The organism is Flavobacterium sp. PL002 (assembly GCF_054165825.1).
Map to the genome: position 1 here is coordinate 1,035,750 of NZ_CM135110.1, position 23,206 is coordinate 1,058,955.

Annotated in this window: 22 protein-coding genes; 5 read left to right on the top strand and 17 right to left on the bottom strand. The window is 33.0% G+C overall.

The features are described from left to right. Positions 1-3: 3 nt before the first annotated feature. Positions 4-549, top strand: a complete 546-nt coding sequence (locus ACVEGE_RS04590; protein WP_192501175.1) for a YfiT family bacillithiol transferase — start codon at positions 4-6, stop codon at positions 547-549. Positions 550-628: 79 nt separating this feature from the next. Here ACVEGE_RS04590 and ACVEGE_RS04595 read toward each other — a convergent pair whose 3' ends face one another. The 8 genes from ACVEGE_RS04595 to ACVEGE_RS04630 form a co-directional block, all read right to left on the bottom strand. Continuing rightward, complete coding sequence (locus tag ACVEGE_RS04595) at positions 629-1,033, bottom strand: DUF2059 domain-containing protein (protein ID WP_192501174.1); 405 nt, start codon at positions 1,031-1,033, stop codon at positions 629-631. Positions 1,034-1,089: 56 nt separating this feature from the next. Next, entirely contained in the window at positions 1,090-1,722 is a 633-nt protein-coding gene (locus ACVEGE_RS04600; protein ID WP_192501173.1) for a 7-carboxy-7-deazaguanine synthase QueE, read from the bottom strand. 128 nt (positions 1,723-1,850) lie between these two features. Next, positions 1,851-3,521, bottom strand: a complete 1,671-nt coding sequence (locus tag ACVEGE_RS04605) for a tetratricopeptide repeat protein (protein WP_192501172.1) — start codon at positions 3,519-3,521, stop codon at positions 1,851-1,853. A gap of 22 nt (positions 3,522-3,543) precedes the next feature. Next, entirely contained in the window at positions 3,544-4,473 is a 930-nt protein-coding gene (locus ACVEGE_RS04610; protein ID WP_173857528.1) for a PstS family phosphate ABC transporter substrate-binding protein, read from the bottom strand. 233 nt (positions 4,474-4,706) lie between these two features. Continuing rightward, positions 4,707-5,507, bottom strand: coding sequence for an energy transducer TonB (locus ACVEGE_RS04615; protein ID WP_173857526.1), 801 nt, complete (start codon positions 5,505-5,507; stop codon positions 4,707-4,709). Between the two features lie 40 nt (positions 5,508-5,547). Next, positions 5,548-6,093 carry an ExbD/TolR family protein gene (locus tag ACVEGE_RS04620; protein WP_173857524.1) on the bottom strand — a complete coding sequence of 182 codons (546 nt, stop codon included), beginning with the start codon at positions 6,091-6,093 and terminating at the stop codon, positions 5,548-5,550. 19 nt (positions 6,094-6,112) lie between these two features. Further along, complete coding sequence (locus ACVEGE_RS04625; protein WP_192501171.1) at positions 6,113-6,724, bottom strand: ExbD/TolR family protein; 612 nt, start codon at positions 6,722-6,724, stop codon at positions 6,113-6,115. A gap of 31 nt (positions 6,725-6,755) precedes the next feature. Next, entirely contained in the window at positions 6,756-7,574 is an 819-nt protein-coding gene (locus ACVEGE_RS04630; RefSeq protein ID WP_173857521.1) for a MotA/TolQ/ExbB proton channel family protein, read from the bottom strand. A gap of 375 nt (positions 7,575-7,949) precedes the next feature. Here ACVEGE_RS04630 and ACVEGE_RS04635 point away from each other — a divergent pair, with 375 nt between their 5' ends. Further along, positions 7,950-9,494, top strand: a complete 1,545-nt coding sequence (locus tag ACVEGE_RS04635) for a helicase HerA-like domain-containing protein (RefSeq protein WP_173857520.1) — start codon at positions 7,950-7,952, stop codon at positions 9,492-9,494. Positions 9,495-9,549: 55 nt separating this feature from the next. After that, positions 9,550-9,912 (top strand): cupin domain-containing protein, encoded by a 363-nt coding sequence (locus ACVEGE_RS04640; RefSeq protein ID WP_173857518.1) that lies wholly within the window; start codon positions 9,550-9,552, stop codon positions 9,910-9,912. A 75-nt stretch (positions 9,913-9,987) separates the two neighbouring features. Here the strand turns inward: ACVEGE_RS04640 and ACVEGE_RS04645 are convergent, their stop codons facing one another. Together ACVEGE_RS04645 and ACVEGE_RS04650 are read right to left on the bottom strand one after the other, a co-directional pair. Further along, on the bottom strand, positions 9,988-11,325 hold the full coding sequence (locus ACVEGE_RS04645; RefSeq protein WP_192501170.1) for an FAD-dependent oxidoreductase: 1,338 nt from the start codon (positions 11,323-11,325) through the stop codon (positions 9,988-9,990). 273 nt (positions 11,326-11,598) lie between these two features. Further along, on the bottom strand, positions 11,599-13,983 hold the full coding sequence (locus ACVEGE_RS04650; protein ID WP_192501169.1) for a penicillin acylase family protein: 2,385 nt from the start codon (positions 13,981-13,983) through the stop codon (positions 11,599-11,601). A 161-nt stretch (positions 13,984-14,144) separates the two neighbouring features. On the opposite strand from ACVEGE_RS04650, the gene ACVEGE_RS04655 reads away from it, so the two are divergent. Continuing rightward, positions 14,145-14,789 (top strand): flavin reductase family protein, encoded by a 645-nt coding sequence (locus tag ACVEGE_RS04655; protein ID WP_192501168.1) that lies wholly within the window; start codon positions 14,145-14,147, stop codon positions 14,787-14,789. Between the two features lie 82 nt (positions 14,790-14,871). Here the strand turns inward: ACVEGE_RS04655 and ACVEGE_RS04660 are convergent, their stop codons facing one another. Beyond that, positions 14,872-15,300, bottom strand: coding sequence for a YMGG-like glycine zipper-containing protein (locus tag ACVEGE_RS04660; RefSeq protein WP_192501167.1), 429 nt, complete (start codon positions 15,298-15,300; stop codon positions 14,872-14,874). Positions 15,301-15,525: 225 nt separating this feature from the next. Here ACVEGE_RS04660 and ACVEGE_RS04665 point away from each other — a divergent pair, with 225 nt between their 5' ends. Further along, positions 15,526-17,088 (top strand): AsmA family protein, encoded by a 1,563-nt coding sequence (locus ACVEGE_RS04665; RefSeq protein WP_192501166.1) that lies wholly within the window; start codon positions 15,526-15,528, stop codon positions 17,086-17,088. 44 nt (positions 17,089-17,132) lie between these two features. On the opposite strand, the gene kynU is transcribed toward ACVEGE_RS04665, so the two are convergent. From kynU to rsgA, 6 genes are all read right to left on the bottom strand, one after another. Further along, complete coding sequence (gene kynU / locus ACVEGE_RS04670) at positions 17,133-18,404, bottom strand: kynureninase (protein WP_192501165.1); 1,272 nt, start codon at positions 18,402-18,404, stop codon at positions 17,133-17,135. Between the two features lie 341 nt (positions 18,405-18,745). Further along, positions 18,746-19,795 carry a tRNA preQ1(34) S-adenosylmethionine ribosyltransferase-isomerase QueA gene (gene queA / locus ACVEGE_RS04675; RefSeq protein ID WP_173853694.1) on the bottom strand — a complete coding sequence of 350 codons (1,050 nt, stop codon included), beginning with the start codon at positions 19,793-19,795 and terminating at the stop codon, positions 18,746-18,748. Between the two features lie 193 nt (positions 19,796-19,988). Continuing rightward, positions 19,989-21,227 (bottom strand): 3-phosphoshikimate 1-carboxyvinyltransferase, encoded by a 1,239-nt coding sequence (gene aroA / locus ACVEGE_RS04680; RefSeq protein ID WP_192501164.1) that lies wholly within the window; start codon positions 21,225-21,227, stop codon positions 19,989-19,991. Positions 21,228-21,306: 79 nt separating this feature from the next. Then, positions 21,307-21,633 (bottom strand): nucleotide pyrophosphohydrolase, encoded by a 327-nt coding sequence (locus ACVEGE_RS04685; RefSeq protein WP_173853692.1) that lies wholly within the window; start codon positions 21,631-21,633, stop codon positions 21,307-21,309. Positions 21,634-21,694: 61 nt separating this feature from the next. Beyond that, complete coding sequence (gene dtd, locus ACVEGE_RS04690; protein ID WP_192501163.1) at positions 21,695-22,147, bottom strand: D-aminoacyl-tRNA deacylase; 453 nt, start codon at positions 22,145-22,147, stop codon at positions 21,695-21,697. Further along, positions 22,144-23,124 carry a ribosome small subunit-dependent GTPase A gene (rsgA, locus tag ACVEGE_RS04695; protein ID WP_173856151.1) on the bottom strand — a complete coding sequence of 327 codons (981 nt, stop codon included), beginning with the start codon at positions 23,122-23,124 and terminating at the stop codon, positions 22,144-22,146. The genes dtd and rsgA overlap by 4 nt, the downstream gene beginning before the upstream one ends. Positions 23,125-23,206 lie beyond the last annotated feature (82 nt).

Sequence of the window (23,206 nt, forward strand, 5' to 3'; positions counted from 1 at the left end):
GCTATGAAAGACGAAGCACTGGAGCAATTAAAATATCCTATAGGAAAATTTCAAGCACCCGAAATTTATTCAGCAGCATATTTATCAGCAAAAATTGAAGAAATCGCTAGTTTCCCCGAAAGGTTAAGAGTAGTTGTCACGAATTTAATTGAAGAACAGCTTGACACAAACTATAGAAATGAGGGCTGGACCGTTCGTCAAGTAATTCACCATTGCGCAGAAAGTCACATGAATTGCTATATAAGAATAAAATGGGCATTAACAGAAAATAATCCTATCATAAAATCCTATGACGAGAACTTATGGTCTACATTAGATGATAATAAACACATGCCAATTCAACCATCACTTTCTATACTTGATGGATTGCATTACAGATTAGCCTATATTATGCGAAATTTATCAATAACAGATTTAGAAAAATCATTTATTCATCCTGAAAGCGGTGCTACTGTAAAAGTAAAACAGATAATAGGAACGTATGCATGGCATAGCAATCATCACTTGGCTCATATAACCGAATTAAAAAGAAGAAAAAATTGGAAATAAACAAAACTCGTTAGCACAACTAAAAAAGCCAAACAATTTAAAATTATTTGGCTTTTTTATTAAATAAGAATAGCTAAAACTACTGTGCGTACTTAGCCATTATTCCTTGTAAGTCTGCGCCCCAAGTTTGAGATGCAGCTATAATTTTTTGCGTAAAAGTACCCATATTACTACTCATCTTTTTTCCAACAGGACTTTCATAAAAAGCAATCATGTCTTTAACATCCTTTTCATTGTACATTTCCACATAGATATCAGCCATTGAATCATAAAGAGCTGGTAGTGTAGCGTCAAACTCTTTCAAGAAAGCTTCACGTTTATCTGTAGGAATCATATTTATGATTTGATCCTTAGCTACTTTTATTGAAGAATCACTTCCGCTTAAAGTAATTAATTTCATTACTTGAGCTTTAGTAGCTGGTGCTTGCGCAAAATTTACTTGAACTACACATAATAAAATTGCTGTAAAAAAAAGTCTTTTCATAATAGAAATAATATTCATTGGTTAATATTCTACTAATATAGTACTATAAAATTAAATTACGGAATATTTAAATACTTATGCGTTTGTAAGGAAACACGCCATTTAGGATTATTCATTACATAATCTACTATAAGAGGAGTCATCTCTTCTTTTTTACTCCATTCTGGCTGTAAAAACAAAATAGCATTATCGTTTACCAACTCTGCTTGCTCTTCAGCAAAAATAAAATCGTGTTTATTATGAATAATCACTTTCAGTTCATGTGCATTATCATACACAGTTTGGGTGGGTAATTTATTCTTTTTTGGAGAAAGGCAAATCCAATCCCAAGTACCTGACAAAGCGTAGGCTCCTGAAGTTTCAACATGTACTTTTCTATTATTCTCTTTTAACTTTTGCGTAAGCAATGTCATGTCCCACATAAGAGGCTCTCCACCTGTTACAACTACCGTTTCTGCATATTTACTCGCATTAGCTACAATCAAATCTAATGCTGTAGGTGGATGTAATTCCGCATTCCAACTTTCTTTAACATCACACCAGTGGCAACCTACATCGCATCCACCAATTCTAATAAAATAAGCAGCAGTTCCTGTATGATAACCTTCACCCTGGATGGTATAAAATTCTTCCATTAACGGCAGCATTGCTCCTTTGTTAACTTCTAATTGTATTTCTTTTGATAACATTTTTTTAATTTAAAGGGCAAAGATAACTAATTATAAAAGGACTTAATTAAAAACAGCAATAGACTTAGATATAAAACAAAAAACCCGATAGTTAAAAACTATCGGGTTTTAATATTAATATTGGTATCTTATTTATTAAGAATACCTAAAGATTGAGTTGCATAAGCGTTTGTTGGGTCAATCGTTAATGTCTTTTGGAAATATTCTTTAGCTTTTGGTTTATCAAAATTTGCATAACCTGCCGCCATAGTATTATAACATTCCACAAGTTTAGATTGAACCGCTGGCTTAGCTAATTCTTCAGGACCTTTTTTAGTAACTAGATCAATATATTGTTGATAATACATGATCATCGCTTTATCATCTTCTAATAAACTATTAGTTCTAGCACGAGAAAGGTAAACATCTTGTGTATCAGGAGACGCTTTAATTACATTTCCATAAGCAATATCCGCTTTTTTAAGTGCAATAGTATCCTTTACAACTCCTGCTTTTGCATTATCAAAATAGATTGCATTTCCTAAATAGTAATTATCATATAAGAAACCATTAGTTTTGGGATTAGATGTTGCAATTTCTAAAATCGCAGCAGCTTCTTTATATAATTTTTGCTCATATAAATTCTTACCTACCTCACCTAAATCATTAGTAACTGATACTTCCATATCAACTGCTTTTTTAATATTTACAATTCCTTTTTCAAAAAGAACTGGATCGATAGCTGAACCATCAGCATTTGTACCTTTTTTAATATTAGATAGACCTAAATATAAATAATCTAAATTGATAATTTTATTATCAGCACCTGCAGTAAAATCTTCTAATGATTTGATCGCTAAATCAACATTCCCATTTTGGTAAGCCGAATACCCTAAATAACGTAAGATACGTGGATTTACTTTATCCAACTCTTTCATTTTATTAGCTTCAATTTCTAAAGCTTTATAATCTTTAGCTAAGATCAAAAAGTCAGCATGACGCATACGAGATGCCAAAGAGTAATCAGTCAAAGTCATGTACTTTTCGTAATATCCTAAAGCTTTTTTCAAGTATTCATCTTGTCTACCTGGAACATTTAATCCCCATAAATAGTATGTTTCAGCTAATTCACGGTAAAGAGGACCATAGTTAGGGTTTGTTGCTAATACTTCATTATAAGCCGCAACCGCTTCAGTGTATGCTTTTGCACCTTTAAGCAAAACACCTAATTGTACTTTAGCTCTAATTAAACTATTATCAGCTTGAAAAGCATTACGGTAGTTGGAATAAGCTTCATTTTGGTTTTTATCGCCATAATAAGCATCTCCAAAAGCTAAAAGAATTTGAGGCTCTTGACCATTTTTTTCCTTAGCTAAATTTAAAGTAGCAATAGCACTTTTATAGTCTGGTTTTGTAGAATTCATGTAAGCTCTCGCAACATATTGGTATTCTTCAAAATCTTTTCTTCTCATTTCCTTGATCGCTAAATCAAAGTTTGTTTTTGCAGCTGCTTTATTGCCTTTATCAAGATCTATTTGTCCTAGACCAATACGATTAAAATGCTCATTATCTTTAGCAGATAAACCACTTTGATAAGCCATTTTAGCAGAATCTGCTATATTTTGATAAAGGTAAACATTTCCTAAAAGGAAGAATGCTTTACCCTCTGAAGGATCTGATTTTACAATTGATTTCAAAGTTACCTTCGCATCTTGGTATTTTTCGGCGTCAATTTCTTTTTTAGCTTGATCAATGTTTTGAGCATAACTAGCCGTCATTCCGGCCAAAAAGGCAACTCCTAGAATTTTAAATTTGTTCATTTTAACTTTATTTGATTTATTCTTATTCATTTTCTTTTTCTTTTGGGGCATTGTTTTTAAATATAAGTTTGCGTCCTGGCGTACGTATTGGATACAAACCAGACTTCAAAATTATTCTTTGCCCAATATCTCCAGCAACAAAGGAAGAGAAACCCATTCCTAAGCCTGAAGATCCTTGACAATTAATTATAAACAAATCACGTGCCAAAGGATAAGTTTCTTCAGCAATATTATTTTGAGAAGGCGAAATATAAGCACTACTATTAAGTCCTTTAACGCTTAAAGCTTTGATTTGACTTACATATTTTTTAGCGGCTGGAGTAGGTTGATACAACCAGTTTATACCAATAACACCTATCATACCATCGTTCTCAGAAATAAATTTTATAACATCTTCATTCGTCTTGAATGAAAAAACTCCTGTTTGTGGCAATTCCTTTATTCCAGCAATATCAGTTAAATATCTAACTGTACTTGAATTCGGATTGTCAAAAACCAAGCCTTTAATGTTTGTTCCTGGCTTTCCTTTCATGAAACTAACGACATCTTCTAACGCAATCAAGGTATCTTTAGTATTTTGATTTGCTATAAATGCAATAGCGTCTTTACCAATTTTAGTTACTCTAGGAAGTATTTTTTTTAATTTAAAATTTTTAATCTCATTCTCATTCAAATCTCTTGAAAGAACAGCGATTCCCGATGTATCATTAAGAAAAGCTTGAATAACTTCTTTTTCTGATTTAGCAACAAGTGTAATTTTAGCATCATATTTACTTTCAAAAATTGCAATTTCATCTTCAATAATTGGTTTGAAAGACTCATCAACTAATATGCTAGCACTCCCTTTAAGAATTGTTTCTTTATTTACTTTTTCTTGTTTACAACCAAACACGATTGCAAATACAAATAGAAGCACAAAAGCAATGTATGGAATTTTATTAAATTTTTTCATAGATTAATCTTTGTTATTATAAATGATTCGCACAAATCTTATAAAAGAATATACAATTAACAGAACTCCAAAAGAAACCCTATAAAGCTTAGGCATTTCTAAAGGAAATTTCTTCATAAAGATAATAAATAATCCTAAAATAAAATAAAAGATAAAAAACAAAATTCCTATAACGAGAAGAAATCGCTCTTTGGGCGATTTCTTCTGAATATTTTTAATAATATTATCCAACATTAATCTGCAGTTTGAATAGTAATTGGTAATGAGTAAAGAACCCTTACTGGTTTTCCATTTTGTACTCCAGGATTCCACTTTGGACATTTGTTTAAAACTCTAATAGCTTCTTTTCCTGTACCGTAACCGATATCTCTCAAAACTTTAATATCACTTAATGAACCATCTTTTTCAACAACAAAAGTTACATAAACTTTTCCTTTAAGACCTTCTTCCTCAGGTGCACGGTAGTTATCTCCTACAAATTTGTAGAATTTAGCCATACCTCCTGGAAATTCAGGTTTAACTTCAATACCAGCCGTGTTGTAAATTTCATTATCTACTGCATCAACTACTATTGCAGGTCCTTTTCCAACTGGAGCAACTGTTAAGATAGCATCTGGATCCCCTTTAATAGTTTCTGCACCAATCTTCTTCTCTTTCATTTCAACAATTTTCGGTGGCTCTTCAGTCACTTCTTCCGCTTTAGCTACAACTGGCTTTACAAACTTCACTTGATCCACTTTTGGTGGTGGCGGCGGTGGTGGTGGCGCATTTAATTTAGGCGGCTCAACTTTTTTAGGAGGTAACTTTATCGCGGTGACTTTAACGGTTCTTACTACATCGTCATTTTCAGACTCAGGTAAAAGATCCGCAATAAGTGGTGCCGCTAAAGCGATAGTAAAAATAACAGCTCCAAAAATTAGTGCTTTTATTGTAGTACCTCTATTAGACTTCCTTAATTCATAAGCTCCGTAAGTTTTATTACGTCCTTCAAAAACTATATCCAGCCATTGGTTTTTTAATATATCTAATTTCATTTTTCTTAATTATTAGGTTATTAAGAAAACAAGATAATTCTTATTTTCCTTCTAACAATTTTAATTCCTCAGGCGACAAATCGTTAACGATAGTATAGGTAGGCACGTCAGATATAACCATTTCATCAAGAATATCAATCATGTTTTTATAACTTGATTTTTTACTTGGTTTAATAATTACAATCATACCTTTTTCCTTATCTCCAGTATATTCAAGTACTGATTTCTTTCTAACAAGTATTTCCTTACGAATACCGTCTTTACCATATGCCATATCCTTAGGTCCGGCAATTGGAGTTGCTAATAAACCCATATAATATACTAGTTTATTATCTTCTCCTAACATTAAAGTCATCGTACGATTCTCATCAACTTTAATATCTACATTATCTTTAATAGGATCTTTATCTGGCAAACCCAAACTCATCGATTGAGGTTTAGACAACGTCGTAGTAAGCATAAAGAAAGTAATCAATAAGAAAGCCAAATCCACCATAGCAGTTAAATCTACTTTTGAATTTTGTTTTTTACTTCTTACTTTTCCACCTTTTCCGCCTCCACCGTCGTCGGTATTTAATTCAGCCATTTTAGTGTCTTTTTATTAATTAAAATTCTTCTCCTCTTAAACCAGTAACCAAACTGAAGCTGTTGATTTTTTGCTCTTGACAAATATCCATTACTTTACGGATCTCATCATATTGCTCTTTTGCATCTCCTTTGATAGCGATTTGCAATTCTTTATCATTCACTGCAATATTAGCAATTCTAGCATTATAGATCCACTCCTTCAACTGATTGTCTGTAGAATCCATAGGGATTCCTGTTTGACCAGCTTTAGTCCTGTCTGAAGACTTCATATCGATAATTTGCTTAAGACTTTGAATTGGAACACCAAAACCATCCATTAAAGCAAATTTTTCTTTATCGTCATCTGTAAAAGGAACATTGTATTTCTCACTCATAAGCTCAAGCGTTTTTTTACGAACCTCTCTACCTTTTAAATCAAAAAACACCATCCCTTTTCCAACTGTCATAGTAGCCAAATCAGATTCTGGCAACTTAATTAAAACAGTAGAATTTGGAGTATCTACAGGTAGTGCCTCTGGCAATTTAGCTGTCGACGTCATTACAAAGAAGGTAAGCAAAAGGAATGCGACATCACACATCGCAGTCATATCCGTAGACCCCGGATTTTTTTTTATTTTTATTTTAGCCATTCTTTTTATTTTTTATTTGATATCAATATAATTATTGCTTCAAACTTCCTCTGAATTTTCTGTAAGTATTTACAATAGAAACTGCAGCTTCATCAATTGAGTAAGTTAAATCATCAATTTTAGAAGTAAAGAAGTTGTAAGAGATAATTGCTACAGCAGATGTACCAATACCTGTTGCAGTATTAATAAGCGCTTCAGAAATACCACTTGCAAGTGCCGCTTGATCAGGAGTACCAGCAGATGCTAATGCACCAAACGCTTTAATCATACCAGATACCGTTCCTAATAATCCAATAAGAGTACCTAAAGAAACTAAAGACGAAATAATTGTCATGTTCTTTTGTAACATTGGCATTTCAAGAGATGTAGCCTCTTCAATTTCTTTATGAATAGTTTCAGAAGCTTCTTCACTATTGAAACCTTCTTTTTTAACTGCTTGGTATTTTACTAATGCAGATTTAATTGCATTTGCAACAGAACCTTGTTGTTTATCACAAGCAACAATAGCTTCTTCAATTTCACCTTGTTTGATACTTGCTTGTACTTTAGTCATAAAAGTATCTAATTTACCTTTTCCAGCTGCCTTAGAAATAACAATATATCTTTCGATAGAAAACACAAGAACCATTAATAACATTCCTAATAATACTGGTACAATTGCTCCACCATGATAAACTTGACCTAAAGTATTTAATGGATGACCTGTTTCAATATTTCCTCCTTCAAAATTCGCAGGTGCTCCCATGATGAATTTCCAGATTAATACACCAACAACAATACATGCCACAATAATCATTCCTGAAACCATTCCTCCACCGTTTGAAGTGCTTTCTTTTTTAACGTTTGCCATTTTTTCTAATTTTAATAGTTTTAAATAATTTATTTTAGTTGTAATAAACTTGTAGTCCCGCAAATTTATATGTTTAGTTGAAATAAAAAAACTTTTTTTAATTTTATTCGAATTAAATTTAGTTAAAAAAAAATCAAACAAAATTAATAATTAAACTTTTATCAGTTTACAAAGCATAAATTGGGTTTTTTAGAAAAATAACACAATAAATTAGGAATAAAACCTCCATTTACACAACAATTATAACGTTGTAGTAAAAAAATCTTTTTTTAATTATTAGCAATAAAAAAGGAATTAAATTACAGTTAACGCTATAAAGTACAATATAAGAAAAATAATAATATCTTGCATATAATTATAACAACAAATTCAATTATGAATAGCACAGAAGATTTTATAAAACACATTAACGAAGGATACACCTCTAAAGGAGAGAGCATTACCCTTGGAGGAGCAATTCTTAATGGAGAAGCTATAGCAGATGCCTTTGTAAAAATACCTTTAAAGACATTAAATAGGCACGGATTGATAGCTGGAGCTACTGGAACTGGAAAAACAAAGACAATTCAAGTATTTTCAGAGCAATTATCGTCTTTTGGAATCCCTGTACTAATGATGGACATCAAGGGAGACTTTAGTGGAATTGCTAAAGAAGGAGAAGAAAAATCCTTTATTACTGACCGCCACGCTAAGATCAACCTGCCGTATCAAGTTGCTAAATTTCCAGTTGAACTTCTAACACTATCAGAACAAAATGGCGTTCGCCTTCGCGCTACAGTTTCTGAGTTTGGACCTGTACTTTTTTCTAGAATATTAGATTTAAATGATACCCAGTCAGGGGTAATCTCCATAATATTTAAATATTGTGATGATAATAAGATGCCTTTATTAGACCTTAAAGACATCAAAAAAGTAATTAATTATATTACTGAAGAAGGAAAAGAAGAGATTACAAAGAGCTACGGAAAAATATCTACATCGACTACAGGAACTATTCTACGTAAGATAATCGAATTAGAGCAACAAGGCGGAGATATCTTTTTTGGTGAAATGTCATTTGATATTGAAGATTTAATGCGCATTGATGAAAACGGAAAAGGCTACGTAAATATTCTTCGTTTAACTGATATACAAGACAAACCAAAACTTTTTTCAACATTCATGCTAAGCATGCTTGCCGAAATATACCAGCAAATGCCTGAAAAAGGAGATTCAGAACAACCTGAATTGGTTATTTTTATTGATGAAGCACATTTAATTTTCAATGAAGCCAGCAAGGCATTATTGGAACAAATAGAAACAATCGTTAAATTGATCCGTTCTAAAGGAGTCGGAATCTACTTTGTAACACAAAACCCAATGGATGTGCCTAGTGGTGTTCTAGCGCAGTTAGGTTTAAAAATACAACATGCTTTAAGAGCCTTTACAGCAAATGACCGAAAATCAATTAAGCAAACTGCTGACAATTATCCTACTTCCGAATACTATAACACTAGTGAAGTTTTGACGAGTTTAGGTATTGGAGAAGCCTTAGTTACTGCTTTAAATGAAAAAGGAATCCCTACTCCTCTTGTTGCAACTATGCTTAGAGCCCCTATGAGTAGAATGGATATTTTATCAGAAACAGAAATTCAAGAAATCAACAATAAATCGAGATTAGTCAAGAAGTACAGTGAACTTATTGATCGTGAAAGTGCATATGAAATGCTAAACAAGAAAATTACGGTTATCGAAAACGAAGCTGCTGCTGAAGCTCAAAAAGAAGCCGATGAAAAAGCGGAAGAAAAGGCAACAAAAACCAGAACAACTAAATCTAGCAATACAACTAGTGCAGTAAGCAAGTCGGTTATTAAAGTACTTACTAGTGCCACCTTTATTAGAGGAGTATTTGGTGTACTGACAAAAATATTCAAAAAGTAAAATCATTTATAACCTCTCTTAACTAATTAGGAGAGGTTAACTTATTTTTAGCATTATGAAGCAATACTTAATACAAAACAACCCCTTTATTGTTCCAACAACTGACGGAAAACGTATCGAAGAACACCACGGACTTGCAGCAACAAACAATCCTGAAATCTCGATTGCACACATGGTTGCTCCTCCAAAATGGGCAGAGCCATTTCAAACTCCAGAATTTGAAGAGTACACCTATATATTAAGAGGTAAAAAACAATTTATTATTGAAGACGAAACCATAATTCTAGAAGCTGGACAATCTATCAAAATCGAAAGAAATACGCGCGTACAATATTCAAATCCTTTTGATGAAGAATGTGAATACATTGCAATTTGTAAACCCGCTTTTGACTTTACTAAAGTCCATCGCGAAGAATAAAATATTACACAAAAAAAACCAACTTACTTTTTTAAAATAAGTTGGTTTTTTTTTGTGTTTTAATTCACGCTAATACTACCCTAGCAGCGCTAATATTTTATCTTCAATTTCTTTACTGTCCCAGATTTTATCAATGTTCTCAGTTTTCAAAACTTTTTGCATTATTTCGTTTTGCAAATCACCAATCGCAAGCGCTTCTGCATACGGGCGATCACTAAAAGTCACTCTACTGTATAACGGAATCCATTTTTCAGGATGCCTCTCTGAGAATAATTTTTCAATTTTCTTTTGCAACAAGAATTTATCATCAGCTGTTTTAGAGCTCATCTCCATAAAATTACGATAGGACAATTCTGCAATTGCATCAGCATTTGGTTTACGAGAATCTTGATATTCTGAGAATATTTTTTCCCAATCATCTCCGTATTTCTCTATCATTTCATATAAAACAGAAATATCTTCAAAACCTGCATTCATCCCTTGTCCATAAAATGGAACAATCGCATGACACGCATCCCCAATTAAAGCCACTTTATTCTCGTAAGTCCAAGGAAAACATTTCATAGTCACTAAAGTACTCGTAGGGTTTTTAAAGAAATCTTCAGTCAACATAGGAATAACCTCTATGGAATCCGGAAAATTCTTTTCAAAAAAACTCTCAACATCCTTCACCTCTTTCAAAGAATCAAAGGAGTTCTCCCCTTCAAAAGGCATGAATAAAGTACAGGTAAAACTTCCGTCAAGATTAGGCAATGCAATCAACATATATTCGCCACGAGGCCAAATATGAAATGAATTCTTATCTAATTTATGTGTTCCATCGGCATTAGCCGGAATATTCAATTCTTTATAACCAATATTTAAAAATTCTTGCGAATAATTAAACATACTCTGGCGTTGCATGCGGTGTCTAATTCTTGAAAAAGCTCCATCAGCACCAAAAACCATATCATATTGCTTCTCTTCCCAAACTCCTCGCTCTGTTTCTCCAGTATGTAAAGTCGCCTCTTTTAACGTAACATCCCATATTTTTTCATCAAAGAAAAACTCTGCTCCAGCAGCTTCGGCAAGATCAATCATTTTTCTATTTAAAATCCCTCTTGAAATCGAATAAATCGCCTCTCCCTCTTGTCCATAAGACTGAAAATTAAGTTTATCAACTAAGTGAATTGCGCGTTTATCCATTGGGATCGCAATGTCTCTAACTGCATCACCCACACCTACTCCATCAAGTGCTTTCCAGCCCCTGTTAGACATTGCCAAATTAATGGAGCGTCCCGAAAAGATGATTTTACGAATATCTGGACTTCGATCATAGATATGAACCGTGTGTCCAGCTTTTTTTAGATAAATTGCCAGCAGTGAGCCAACTAATCCCGAACCTACAACAGCAATTTTAAGTGGAGTTTGCATCAAAAAAATTCTAATTATAAGTTCGTAAAAATAAGTATATAATATAAAGAAGCCATTAAAAAAAACATAAAATTTAAATTATTAGCAACAAAATAATGATTTTGGCGTGCCCTTCGCTAAAAAGCTTCGGTCGGGTTTTTCGCTGCAATCTTTTTATCATTCCTTAAAAAAGGATTTCCACTACACCCCCTCACGCAAAAGCACCAATAACACCATCCCTAAAACAACAAATTCTATTTTCTAAACCCAAAATAAAACTTTTTAAAACAATTTCTATTTTGCTTTAAAAACCAACTTAGTACCAGTCTTTACAATCTCCTCTTTGTTCATTTTCATCTTTCTAAATTTTCCTTCGTTATACAACTTAGCCTGGTCGTCATAATGTTTGCTAAAAGGATTTCCAGATTGTCCAGTTGGTAATATACTCCAACTGTTTTCTACATCCGAAAAATCTACAATTCTCCTAGTAGAGGGGCCTCCTGTCACAGTATATTCTTTGTCGTTAGTATAATGAAACATTTGATTGTTTATCACTTCATTAGAGCCAGAAACAGCAAACGGACCTACATTAAAAATTTTGCGTAAAGCAGCAACCTTACTTAGCGGATGCTTAAATTCTACATTATGAACCGTACTCCAAGTCCATTTTTCAACCGTATTCCCTAATTGCTTTTCTAAAGAAGCAACAGCTTCTTTGAACGACTGAGAAACAATCTCGCTACGTGTTTCTTTTTTACCCTTAGTTGTAACATTATCCCACCACAAAGACTTTTCGTTTTCAAGCAACTTAGCAATTGCTTGTTTCATAATGTGGGTGCCTAAAAATTGCTCAAAACCATCAGCTCCTAATTCATCCTCAAAAGTATTTTTTAAATAAAAATAGATCCATTTATTATAAATTGTTGGTGCAATATCGGTAACATCATTCCTGCCACTCCAGTTTTTTAAATATTCTAATGCTTTGCCCTCATTTTTAGTAAGCTTTTTTAAAGCTAAATTATGAATCAATTTGGCCGCCACAATTGGCGAAACTGGAGATGTATTATCAGTAAGCATTTTTGAGACAGTTTCTTTATCCCAATCCGACTTTGGATCTAATAAATCCGTAATACGTTTTGCTCTGTCTTCAGGTAAATAATAGCCTGGATATAGGAACCCATCAACTGCTTCGGGCTGATTGTTTGCTGAATAAACATAATCCCAATCGGGATTCATTGCCGAAGGATTTTTGGAGAAATCCAAAAACTCTTGAATATCATCATTACCTGATGCTCCGTTTAAAATAAAATTAGAATTCACTCCTTCCTTATGTTTATATAATTTCCCAGTTGCCCACCAAGCAACATTTCCTTTAGCATCACCATACATAATATTTAAACCGGGTGCTGCAATCAACTTAACACCACGTTGAAAATCGTTTATATTTTTAGCATGAGACAACGTATAAACCGCATCTAATATTTGTATGGGTTGTTGTGTATAGATCCAGGACATAGCTACTGGATTTTTAGAATTTAATCCTTTAATCAAATCATTCATGATTGGTCCATGGCGACTCCATTTTACATTCAACACGTAATCACTAGTGTCTTTAACCTTTATGGTTTTTTTTATAATAGTATAGTCAGCAAAACCGGTTGGAGTTTTGTATTGATTAGCGTTCGCACTGTTATTTTCTTCTTGGTACAAATCAATATCATCATTTTCAAACATAGTCAAACCATAGGCATAATCACGATTGTGTGCTAATAAAGGAAACGGAGTACCGGCTAAGTAGCAACCATACAATTCAAATTCAGGCGTAACAATATGTGCTTCATACCACGTTCCTGGTTGCGAAAACCCAATATGCGGATCATTAGCAAAAAGCACTTTACCACTTTTAGTCTTCTTACCTCCTATTACCCAACTGTTGCTTCCTATAAATGGTGGAATAGGAGATTTATTCAGTAAAGCAGCAACCGACTTTGAAATTGCAGCATATTCCTCTGGTTTGCTCTTCGAATTTTTAATTTTTACCGAATTGAATGCGCCATCAATACCTAAATCTTTCAGGTATTCCATGCCATATTTATTACGAATATCAGTCATTAAAGGATCTGATTTTTGAGCCATCGCAAAACTAAATGACATATAACCAAAAATATTATAAACATCTTTTATAGTAAACTTTTCTTTTTTGACACCTAATAATTGAAACTCAATAGGCGTAACCTCTTCATCCATGTATTGATTGATTCCGTCTAAATATGCCATCGTTAATTGATAGCTAGGACTATTTTTATCAAGAGTAGCAATTGCTTTTGCAGAAGCTTCTTCAATTCCTAATCCTGCAAAAAACATATCATTATCTATTGCGACACTACCAAAAATGGCTGATAATTTACCCGGTGCTATCCTGCGCATTAATTCCATTTGCCACAATCTATCTTGTGCATGTACATACCCTAAAGCAAGCATAGCATCCTTAGGGTTATCAGCATAAATATGCGGAATACCATAATCATCAAAGTACACTGTAGTTTCTTTATTTAAGTCTTTTAATAAAACTTCGCCTTCATACTTAGGTTTGAGATAGAAAATATAGCTTGTTACGGCTATTGCCAAAAACAAAATAACAACCACTAAAACCAAAAGACTTTTCTTGATTATTTTCATAATAGATAATAAATTGAGTATAACAAATATAAATTATTTCAGAAGCAAAAAACAGTCTCTTCAAGTAGCTAGTCATTTTAAAATACAATAAAACTACACTTGTTTAATTTTATTGTATTTTTGTTAAACAAAAAAAACACTTTATCTTTAAATAAAAGAATATGAAGGAAATAACAGCAGCAGCTATTGCTAAAATGCAAAAGATAGAAAGACTCAATTTAATCAACTCTTGTACGGGATATAAATCTGCTAACTTGATCGCTACAAAATCTGTTAACGGAATAAATAATGTAGCCGTATTTAGCAGCATTACTCATTTAGGAAGTAATCCAGCTCTGATTGGTTTTATTATGAGACCTACAACTGTTCCTCGAGATACATATAAGAATATTACAGAGACGGGATATTTCACTGTTAATCACATTACCGTCACAATGATTTCTGATGCACATCATACATCGGCAAATTATGATCCGGATGAATCCGAGTTTGACAAAACAAATTTACAGGAAGAATTTAAAACGGATATAGCAATTCCTTTTGTAAAAGGCAGTCCTGTACAGTTATATTGTAAATATCTTAATGAATATTACATTAAAGAAAATGACACAGTACATGTTATAGCTAGCATTGAAAAATTATTTTATAATGAAGAACTCGCTGACAAAGATGGATGGTTACAAATTGACAAAGGAAATGTAGTAGCGCTTAACGGACTAGACGGATATTGCTTACCCAAATTAATTGACCGTTATGAATATGCTAGAAGAGATACACCTACAAAATCCTTTTACAGTAAAGAATAATTTAATAATGTCATTACTTAAAAGCCATAAAAAAAGCGCTTAGAATTAATATAACTCTAAGCGCTTTCTATAATAAAAAGGATTACTTTTTCTTTCCGTCAATAATTGCACCTGTTCCAGCACCAACTCCTGCTCCAGCTAAGCCACCAATAATAGCACCTTGTCCTTTTTTCTTGCTGATAATTGCACCTGTTGCAGCACCTACTCCAGCTCCTATAACAGCTCCTTTTGCAGTACTACTCCAACCTTTCTTTTCAGTTGTAGGGGTTGTAGTGGTCGTTGCATTAGTAGACGCTGTAGTGTTTGCTGGCTGATTCACGACAATAACCTCTTTTTTCTGTGTTTCCACTTTAGCCATTTCCGTTTGCATTGAATCTATTACTTTTTGTTTTTCAATCTGGATTTTCATTGAATCAATACTAGCCTGTTTAGCATCTTTGATATCCATTGACCCTTGATTTCTACATGAAACAATCGCTAACGATAGTAAAACAAAATAAAGTGCTCTCATAATAATATTTTTAATTTATAATCCAGCAAAGTAAAGCTAATAAAGGGCGTAAATTGTTATGTCATACCGTAAATTACTTATACAATTACAAGTTTAAAATTTTTATATGCAACAAAAGCTACAAAACTAGTATCCAGCCTTATAATGTTACAACTCTTACTTAAAATAACGTTAAATACTTTAAGAGGATAAGAGTACTTTTATACGACAATTAAAAAACATTGGATGAATAACTATAAAAAAATAGCCATAGCAATAATTGCTTTATTGAGTTTGCTCGTAGTATTGAATATTGGTTTGAATTTTTGGATTAATAAACAGCTACCCAAAATCATCTCTGATAAAAACGAGACTCCTTATGCTATTTCATATACTGACCTTTCTATAAATCTTTTATCGAGAACAATCTCTGCCGAAGGAATTGCTATTATTCCAAAAAAGAGAGACACAGTAGTTAATGAAAAACTTGGAATCTATTCTAAAATAAAATCTATAGAAATTAATGACTTTAAAATTTGGCCTATATTATTTAACAACAAAATAAAAGCGAGTAGTATTACAATTAATACTCCGCAAGTGTTACTTTATAAAAAGACTGAAAAAGCCATCAATAACTCCAAAAGTTTAAGCTCAGAGGTTTTTAAACCCTTTCAAGAAATCATTGTTGTTTCAAAAATCAAACTTCATAAAGGAAACCTCAAAGTTATCCATACGCAAACTAGTCAACCCATTTTAAGTATCAATAATATCAATTTAGAAATTAACGGAATAGTCATTAATGAAACAAGTTTGAATAATACGATTCCGTTTATGTTTGATGATTACAATATAAGTGGTGATAGCTTGTATTACAAAACAAATGAATTTTATCATTTGACCGCTCAAAACATACAAACTACCAATAAAGACTTAAAAATCAGTAAATTTAAATTAACTCCAGAATATAGCCGAAGAGAATTTACCAGCAAATTAAGTAAAGAGAAAGACCTATTTACACTACAATTAGACTTGATAAAAATTACCGCCTTAGACTGGGGATTCAAAAATAAGAAACCATATTTTAACGCAAGTAAGATCGCTATTGAAAAATTAGCAGCTAATATCTACAGGAACAAAATACCTACTGATGATTTAAGTAAAAAACCGCTGTACAATAAGTTATTACGTGATTTAAAATTCCCTTTAAAAGTAGACACTCTTGCTATTAAAAACTCCTTATTAGTTTATGAGGAGGAAATTGATTTTACAAAAGGCCCTGGAACACTAACTTTCAATGAATTTAACTTAATAGCAACTAACATACAGAGTGGTTTTGAACAAAAGAAACTTAAGGATATTAAAATTGCCATTAACTGTAAGTTCATGAACAACTCCCCTTTTAAAGTGCATTGGAATTTTAATGTATTAGATAAAAAAGACCGTTTTAATTTTACAGGGAAAATTACTAATTTAAATACCGCTTCACTCGCAAGGTTTACGAAACCGTATATTAACGCAACCACCAAAGGAACTTTTGACTACTTAGAATTTAAAATTGATGGTAATGATTATAACTCCTATGAAACTGCTGCATTAAAATATCATGATTTAAAGGTCACTTTGTATCAAAAAAATGGGTCTAAGAAAAAAAGCGTTATTAAAAGTGTTATTGCTAATTTAATTGTAAAAAATGATACTGATAAAAAAACCACAACTACAACGGTTAAAACAGAAAGAATACCTGAGAAATCCTTCTTTAATTTCTTATGGCTTAATGTTGCTGGAATTTTGAAACAAATCGTAATTTAAAACAAAGTCCCCTTTTTCAACAATGAAAAGGGGGGCTTTGTCTATTATTTTAAAATTCCTTGTTTTAATATTTGTCCAAAGTTATACATATCTTCAAAAGAACAATATAACGGTACGGGTGCTAACCGAATCACATTAGGCTCACGCCAATCTACGATGACACCGTTTTCCATTAAGTAATCAAACAAACTGCGTCCTTCGCCATGCAATAAAACAGACAATTGACTTGCTCTTTCTGATGGATTAGAAGGGGTAATAATCTCAAAACTACTATCAACTTCTTTATCAATTTCTTGAAGAATAAACTCTAGATATGAAGTTATGTTATTTCTTTTTTCTATAAGTGCATCCATTCCAATTTCTGCAAACATATCTACTGAGGCTAAGTAGGGCGCAAGTGATAAAACGGGTAAATTACTTATTTGCCAGCCATCAGCACCGTGAACCGCGTCAAACTTAGGCTCCATTTTAAAACGTCTTTCTTTATTGTGTCCCCACCAACCAGCAAATCGAGGTAAGTTAGCATTGTGATGTTTGTCATGCACAAATACTCCAGAAGCATTACCAGGTCCTGAATTCATATATTTATAACTACACCATGCGGCAAAATCCACATCCCAATCGTGCAATTCTAGTTTAATATTTCCTGCTGCATGTGCAAGGTCCCAACCTACTTTTGCCCCTGCTTTATGACCAGCAGCGGTAATTGTTTTCATGTCAAAAACTTGACCAGTGTAATAATTAACACCACCTATTAAGACTAATGCAAGCTCATCTCCTACTTCTTCAATTTTAGCGAGCACATCTTCCAGTCGAATATTATGTTCTCCTTCTCTGCGTTTGATTTCTACAATAGCATCCTCGGGTGCATAGCCGTGAAAATCAACTTGGCTTTGAAACATATACTGATCAGAAGGGAAAGCTTTTTCTTCGCAAATGATTTTAAAACGCGTTGCAGTAGGTTGGTAAAAAGAAACCATCAATAAATGAAGATTCACCGTTAGTGTATTCATAACAGTAACTTCACTAGGTAAAGCGCCTACTATTTTACTAAGTGGCGCGGCAAAACGTTCGTGGTAATCCCACCAAGGTTTGTCGGCATAAAAATGACCTTCTACAGCAAGATTTGCCCAATCGTCCATCACTTCATCAACATAGGCTTTAGTCCGTTTTGGTTGTAAACCCAGCGAGTTTCCTGTAAAATAGATAACTTCTTTGTTGTTTACTTTAGGGAAAATAAATTCTGATCTGTATTTATGTAGTTTGTCTTGCGAATCTAATTGTTGCGCAAAAGCTTTAGTATTTTCGAAAGTCATATTTTAATTTTTGTTTTGTAAAAATAACAATTAAAAGCGGGCTATCAAATGGGTTTTATAGCTTTAACAAAAATCAATTGTGTTTATTTTGACAAGTAATATTACAAATTGGAATGAAATTTATTCCAATCTTTAACAATGTACGTTATTAAACGCAGGGTTTTGCGTGAGGGATAGTCGTGGAAATCCTTTTTTATAATGTAGCGGTAGCGGAATTAAAAAAAGATTGCAGCAATAGCCCGACCCTTTTGGGTCACGCCCAAATTTAAGTAGGAATGGAGCAAAAAAAAATCTCGCCAATTTACTGACGAGATTTTTAATGAATTAACCTTTATGGTTTTTTAGATGATCAACATTGCATCACCGTAAGAGTAGAATTTATAATGCTCTTCGATTGCTATAGCGTACGCTTTTTTCATTAAATCGTGACCACAAAAAGCGGAAACCATCATTAATAGCGTTGACTTAGGTGTATGGAAATTAGTTATCATACAAGTAGGAATCGTGAATTCATGAGGAGGAAAAACAAATTTATTTGTCCAACCATCAAATGGATTCAATGTTCCGTGAGATGATACAGAGCTTTCAACAGCACGCATAGAAGTAGTTCCTACTGTACAAATACGTTTTTTATTAGCTTTTGCATCATTTACAATATCACAAGCTTCTTGATTGATTTTTAACTCTTCTGAGTCCATTTTATGTTTAGATAAATCTTCAACCTCAACTGGGTTAAAAGTCCCTAAACCTACGTGAAGTGTTACCTCAGCAAATTTAATTCCTTTGATTTCTAATTTTTTTAATAGGTGTTTAGAAAAGTGTAATCCTGCTGTAGGAGCTGCAACTGCACCTTCCTCTTTAGCATAGATTGTTTGGTAACGCTCCGCATCTTCGGGAGTTACTTCTCTTGAGATATATTTAGGAATTGGAGTTTCTCCAAGTTCTGTTAATTTACTTCTGAATTCTTCGTAAGAACCGTCGTAAAGAAAACGCAACGTTCTACCACGAGAAGTTGTGTTATCAATAACCTCAGCTACTAATGAATCATCATCACCAAAATATAATTTATTTCCAATTCTGATTTTACGTGCTGGATCTACTAATACATCCCAAAGGCGTTGCTCTGCGTTAAGTTCTCTCAACAAGAAAACTTCGATTCTTGCTCCCGTTTTTTCTTTATTTCCGTACAAACGTGCTGGAAAAACTTTAGTATTATTCAAGATTAAAACATCCCCATCATCAAAATAATCAATTACATCTTTGAACATTTTATGTTCGATAGTTTGTTTTTTACGATCAATAACCATAAGACGTGCTTCATCTCTGTTTTCTGAAGGGAATTCAGCAAGAAGTTCTTTTGGTAAATCAAATTGAAAATGTGATAATTTCATTTATATTTTATATTAGAGTTAACCCTTTGACGATGCTCAGGGTGACAAAAAGTTAATTGAAAAACAAATAACTAAGCGGATGCAAATATACGACTGTGGAATAGGCGTTGTCAAGTATTTTAGTGTTTAATTTAGTTTTATTATTTAAAAATCACTATACAATTGACAAATGCCTTGTAAACACTGTAGTTTTTTATTGAATTTGAGCTACTTTAAAATCTAATTTTTTCATGTCTTCCCAAAAATCAGGGTAGGATTTAGACACAACCTCAGCATTTTCTATAATTATTGGCACTTTTAAAGCCAGTGGAGCAAATGCCATTGCCATTCTATGGTCATTATATGTTGCAATTTTTATATTTTGATTGATTACTGTTGTAGGTTCCAGCGTTAAACTATCATTAGTAACAGAGATATTGGCTCCTAGTTTTGTTAGTTCAATTTTTAAGGCTTCTAAACGGTCTGTCTCTTTAATTTTTAAGGTATGTAAGCCTGTCAAATGACAACCAATACCCAGACCCAGACAAGTAACCACTATTGTTTGCGCAATGTCTGGCGTGTTGTTTAGTTCGAAATTGACTCTTTTATGTTTAAAATTAGCTACTTTAGTTAAGATTAATGTATTGTTTTCAAAATGGGAATCAACACCTAATTCTTTATAAATTCCCACTAGAGCAGCATCTCCTTGCAAACTATTTTCTTTATAACTACTAATTTTTATTGAAGCAGAATCAGCCAAAGCTACTAGACTAAAAAAATAAGAAGCGGAACTCCAGTCAGACTCCACGGTCATTACTTTAGCAGCTACAGCAGCTATTGGGAACACTTTAATTACATTTCCTTCAAAACTAGTTTTTATAGCCAAATCATTTAGCAAAGCCAAAGTCATCTTGATATAAGGAATTGAGGTTATCTCTCCTTCAAGAGTTAATTCTATTCCGTTTTTTAATGTTGGAGCAATTAATAAAAGTGCTGAGATATACTGGCTACTTACATTGGCATTCATACTCACTTTTGAAGCTGTAATTTCTTGACCTTTTATTCTTATGGGTGGGTAACCGGCTATGTTTTCGTATGAAATTTGAGCACCTAAATCTTGCAAAGCTTCAACCAAAACTTTAACAGGTCGCTCTTTCATACGGGTTGATCCTGTAAGTACTACTTCGCGACCTTCTCTTGATGCGAAATATGCAATTAGAAAACGCATTGCTGTTCCCGCGTGATGTATATCTATTTCTTGACTATTGGAAAAATCTTTACTTTCTAATGCTTTTTGCATTACTTCACTGTCATCAGAATTTGAAGTATTCTCTAATGCAATTTTTGGAAACAATGCTTGTAATAATAACAGTCTATTGGTTTCGCTTTTTGATCCTGTAACCGCTATTGTGGCTTTTAAGTTGGAATGATCAGTTTGTAATAGTAAATTCATTTTAAAAATATTGATTGGTCAGTTCTACAAATTTATTTTAAATAAAGTTGTCGCCAAAGTTTTGTAACTACTTATAACATTATTTTAGTTTATCGTTGTTTTTATGGCGGTCTTTGTCACGAACCGACTTTAAATCCATCTTTTTATCAAAGGCTGCTTGCAAATCAATACCTGTTTGATTAGCTAAACACATCACCACAAAGACAACATCGGCTAATTCTTCGCCTAAATCTTTGTTTTTATCACTTTCTTTCTCTGATTGTTCTCCGTAACGACGCGCAATTATTCGGGCTACTTCACCTACTTCTTCCGTAAGTTGAGCCATATTTGTCAACTCATTAAAATAACGAACTCCGTGTTCTTTAATCCAATTATCTACGTCTAGTTGGGAATCTTTTAAATTCATGTTATTATGTTTTTGACACAAAGGCATTTCCGATAGTTATCAGAAGTTACAAAAGTGTAATTTACTCTCTATTTTTACTATCAATAATTATGGTCACAGGACCATCGTTTAGCAAGCTAACTTTCATGTCAGCGCCAAACCTTCCTGTTTGTACTTTCTTATTCAATTCTTTCTGAAGCTGAGCTACAAAATTCTCATAGAGCGGAATTGAAATTTCCGGTTTTGCGGCTTTGATATACGACGGACGGTTTCCTTTTTTTGTAGCTGCATGAAGTGTAAATTGACTCACTACTATTACCTCTCCATCAATATCTTGTAATGACAAGTTCATTACATGGTTTTCATCATCAAAAATTCGCATTTTAGAAACTTTCGATACAAGCCAACCTATATCATCCTGACTATCGTCATTCTCGATACCTATCAAGATCAATAAGCCTTTTTGGATATCGGCAACAATTTCATTTTCTATTGTTACAGATGCTGAGGCAACTCTTTGAACAACTACTCTCATAACCCTCTAGTTTTATCACTTTCAGCTCTGTCTTCATTGTAAATATCCGTACGATAGTGCTCTTCGTCTCCTTCTAGTATTTTTAAATAACTGTTGTAACGTGACCAAGCAATTTCATCTCTATCCAACGCTTCTTTAACGGCACATTTAGGTTCTTCTTTATGCAAGCAATTGTTGAACTTACATTGGTCTTTCAATTTAAAGAACTCAGGGAAGTAACCCCCAATTTCTGCTGGCTCCATATCGACCATTCCAAAACCTTTAATCCCTGGTGTATCTATAATTCTAGCATCAAATGACAAATCATACATTTCAGCAAATGTGGTAGTATGTTGCCCTTGTTTACTTGCTTCTGATATGGTTTTTGTTTTTAAATGAAGTGACGGTTCCATAGCATTTACTAATGTAGACTTCCCAACACCTGAATGTCCTGAAAACATACTTACTTTACCTATCATCAATTCTTTTAATTGCTCGATTCCTTTTCCTTCAGTAGACGAAACACGCAGGCATTTATAACCAATCTCTTGATAAACATGTTGCATGTACAATTGTTCATCTAAAGTGGCGTCATCTAATGTATCAATTTTATTAAAAACTAAAACTGTTTCTATTCCGTATGCTTCCGCAGTGACTAAAAACCGATCGATAAAATTAAAAGTTGTAGGTGGATTGTTGACGGTAATCAATAAAAATACACGATCAATGTTTGACGCAATAATATGCATCTGATGCGATAAATTAACCGACTTACGTACTATGTAATTTTTTCTTTCGTGAATATTATAAATCGTACCTGTAACGGTATCCGATGATTCCTCAAGTTCAAAATCCACAATATCACCCACGGCAATAGGGTTTGTACTCTTAATCCCTTTGATCCTAAACTTCCCCTTCATCCTACACTCAATAAAATCTCCTTGATCTGATTTTACGGTGTACCAACTTCCTGTAGATTTATAAACGATTCCTGTCATGTTGCAAAGATAAAATTTTGTTTCAAGTTTGTTCTGTAGTCTCTAAATAAAGTTTAAAGTTTTTAAATCCCAATTACATAAA

Bases quoted from the DNA above. Each gene is read 5' to 3' on its own strand.
- ACVEGE_RS04615 (WP_173857526.1), bottom strand. From the start codon at position 5,507: ATGAAATTAGATATATTAAAAAACCAATGGCTGGATATAGTTTTTGAA.
- ACVEGE_RS04630 (WP_173857521.1), bottom strand. From the start codon at position 7,574: ATGGCAAACGTTAAAAAAGAAAGCACTTCAAACGGTGGAGGAATGGTT.
- ACVEGE_RS04685 (WP_173853692.1), bottom strand. From the start codon at position 21,633: ATGAATTTAAAAGATTCCCAACTAGACGTAGATAATTGGATTAAAGAA.
- ACVEGE_RS04645 (WP_192501170.1), bottom strand. From the start codon at position 11,325: ATGCAAACTCCACTTAAAATTGCTGTTGTAGGTTCGGGATTAGTTGGC.
- ACVEGE_RS04620 (WP_173857524.1), bottom strand. From the start codon at position 6,093: ATGGCTGAATTAAATACCGACGACGGTGGAGGCGGAAAAGGTGGAAAA.
- ACVEGE_RS04660 (WP_192501167.1), bottom strand. From the start codon at position 15,300: ATGAGAGCACTTTATTTTGTTTTACTATCGTTAGCGATTGTTTCATGT.
- rsgA (WP_173856151.1), bottom strand. From the start codon at position 23,124: ATGACAGGAATCGTTTATAAATCTACAGGAAGTTGGTACACCGTAAAA.
- ACVEGE_RS04600 (WP_192501173.1), bottom strand. From the start codon at position 1,722: ATGTTATCAAAAGAAATACAATTAGAAGTTAACAAAGGAGCAATGCTG.
- dtd (WP_192501163.1), bottom strand. From the start codon at position 22,147: ATGAGAGTAGTTGTTCAAAGAGTTGCCTCAGCATCTGTAACAATAGAA.
- queA (WP_173853694.1), bottom strand. From the start codon at position 19,795: ATGAAATTATCACATTTTCAATTTGATTTACCAAAAGAACTTCTTGCT.
- ACVEGE_RS04665 (WP_192501166.1), top strand. From the start codon at position 15,526: ATGAATAACTATAAAAAAATAGCCATAGCAATAATTGCTTTATTGAGT.
- ACVEGE_RS04605 (WP_192501172.1), bottom strand. From the start codon at position 3,521: ATGAACAAATTTAAAATTCTAGGAGTTGCCTTTTTGGCCGGAATGACG.
- ACVEGE_RS04655 (WP_192501168.1), top strand. From the start codon at position 14,145: ATGAAGGAAATAACAGCAGCAGCTATTGCTAAAATGCAAAAGATAGAA.
- kynU (WP_192501165.1), bottom strand. From the start codon at position 18,404: ATGACTTTCGAAAATACTAAAGCTTTTGCGCAACAATTAGATTCGCAA.
- ACVEGE_RS04650 (WP_192501169.1), bottom strand. From the start codon at position 13,983: ATGAAAATAATCAAGAAAAGTCTTTTGGTTTTAGTGGTTGTTATTTTG.
- ACVEGE_RS04590 (WP_192501175.1), top strand. From the start codon at position 4: ATGAAAGACGAAGCACTGGAGCAATTAAAATATCCTATAGGAAAATTT.
- ACVEGE_RS04640 (WP_173857518.1), top strand. From the start codon at position 9,550: ATGAAGCAATACTTAATACAAAACAACCCCTTTATTGTTCCAACAACT.
- ACVEGE_RS04610 (WP_173857528.1), bottom strand. From the start codon at position 4,473: ATGAAAAAATTTAATAAAATTCCATACATTGCTTTTGTGCTTCTATTT.
- aroA (WP_192501164.1), bottom strand. From the start codon at position 21,227: ATGAATTTACTATTACAAACTGATCATTCCAACTTAAAAGCCACAATA.
- ACVEGE_RS04625 (WP_192501171.1), bottom strand. From the start codon at position 6,724: ATGGCTAAAATAAAAATAAAAAAAAATCCGGGGTCTACGGATATGACT.
- ACVEGE_RS04595 (WP_192501174.1), bottom strand. From the start codon at position 1,033: ATGAAAAGACTTTTTTTTACAGCAATTTTATTATGTGTAGTTCAAGTA.
- ACVEGE_RS04635 (WP_173857520.1), top strand. From the start codon at position 7,950: ATGAATAGCACAGAAGATTTTATAAAACACATTAACGAAGGATACACC.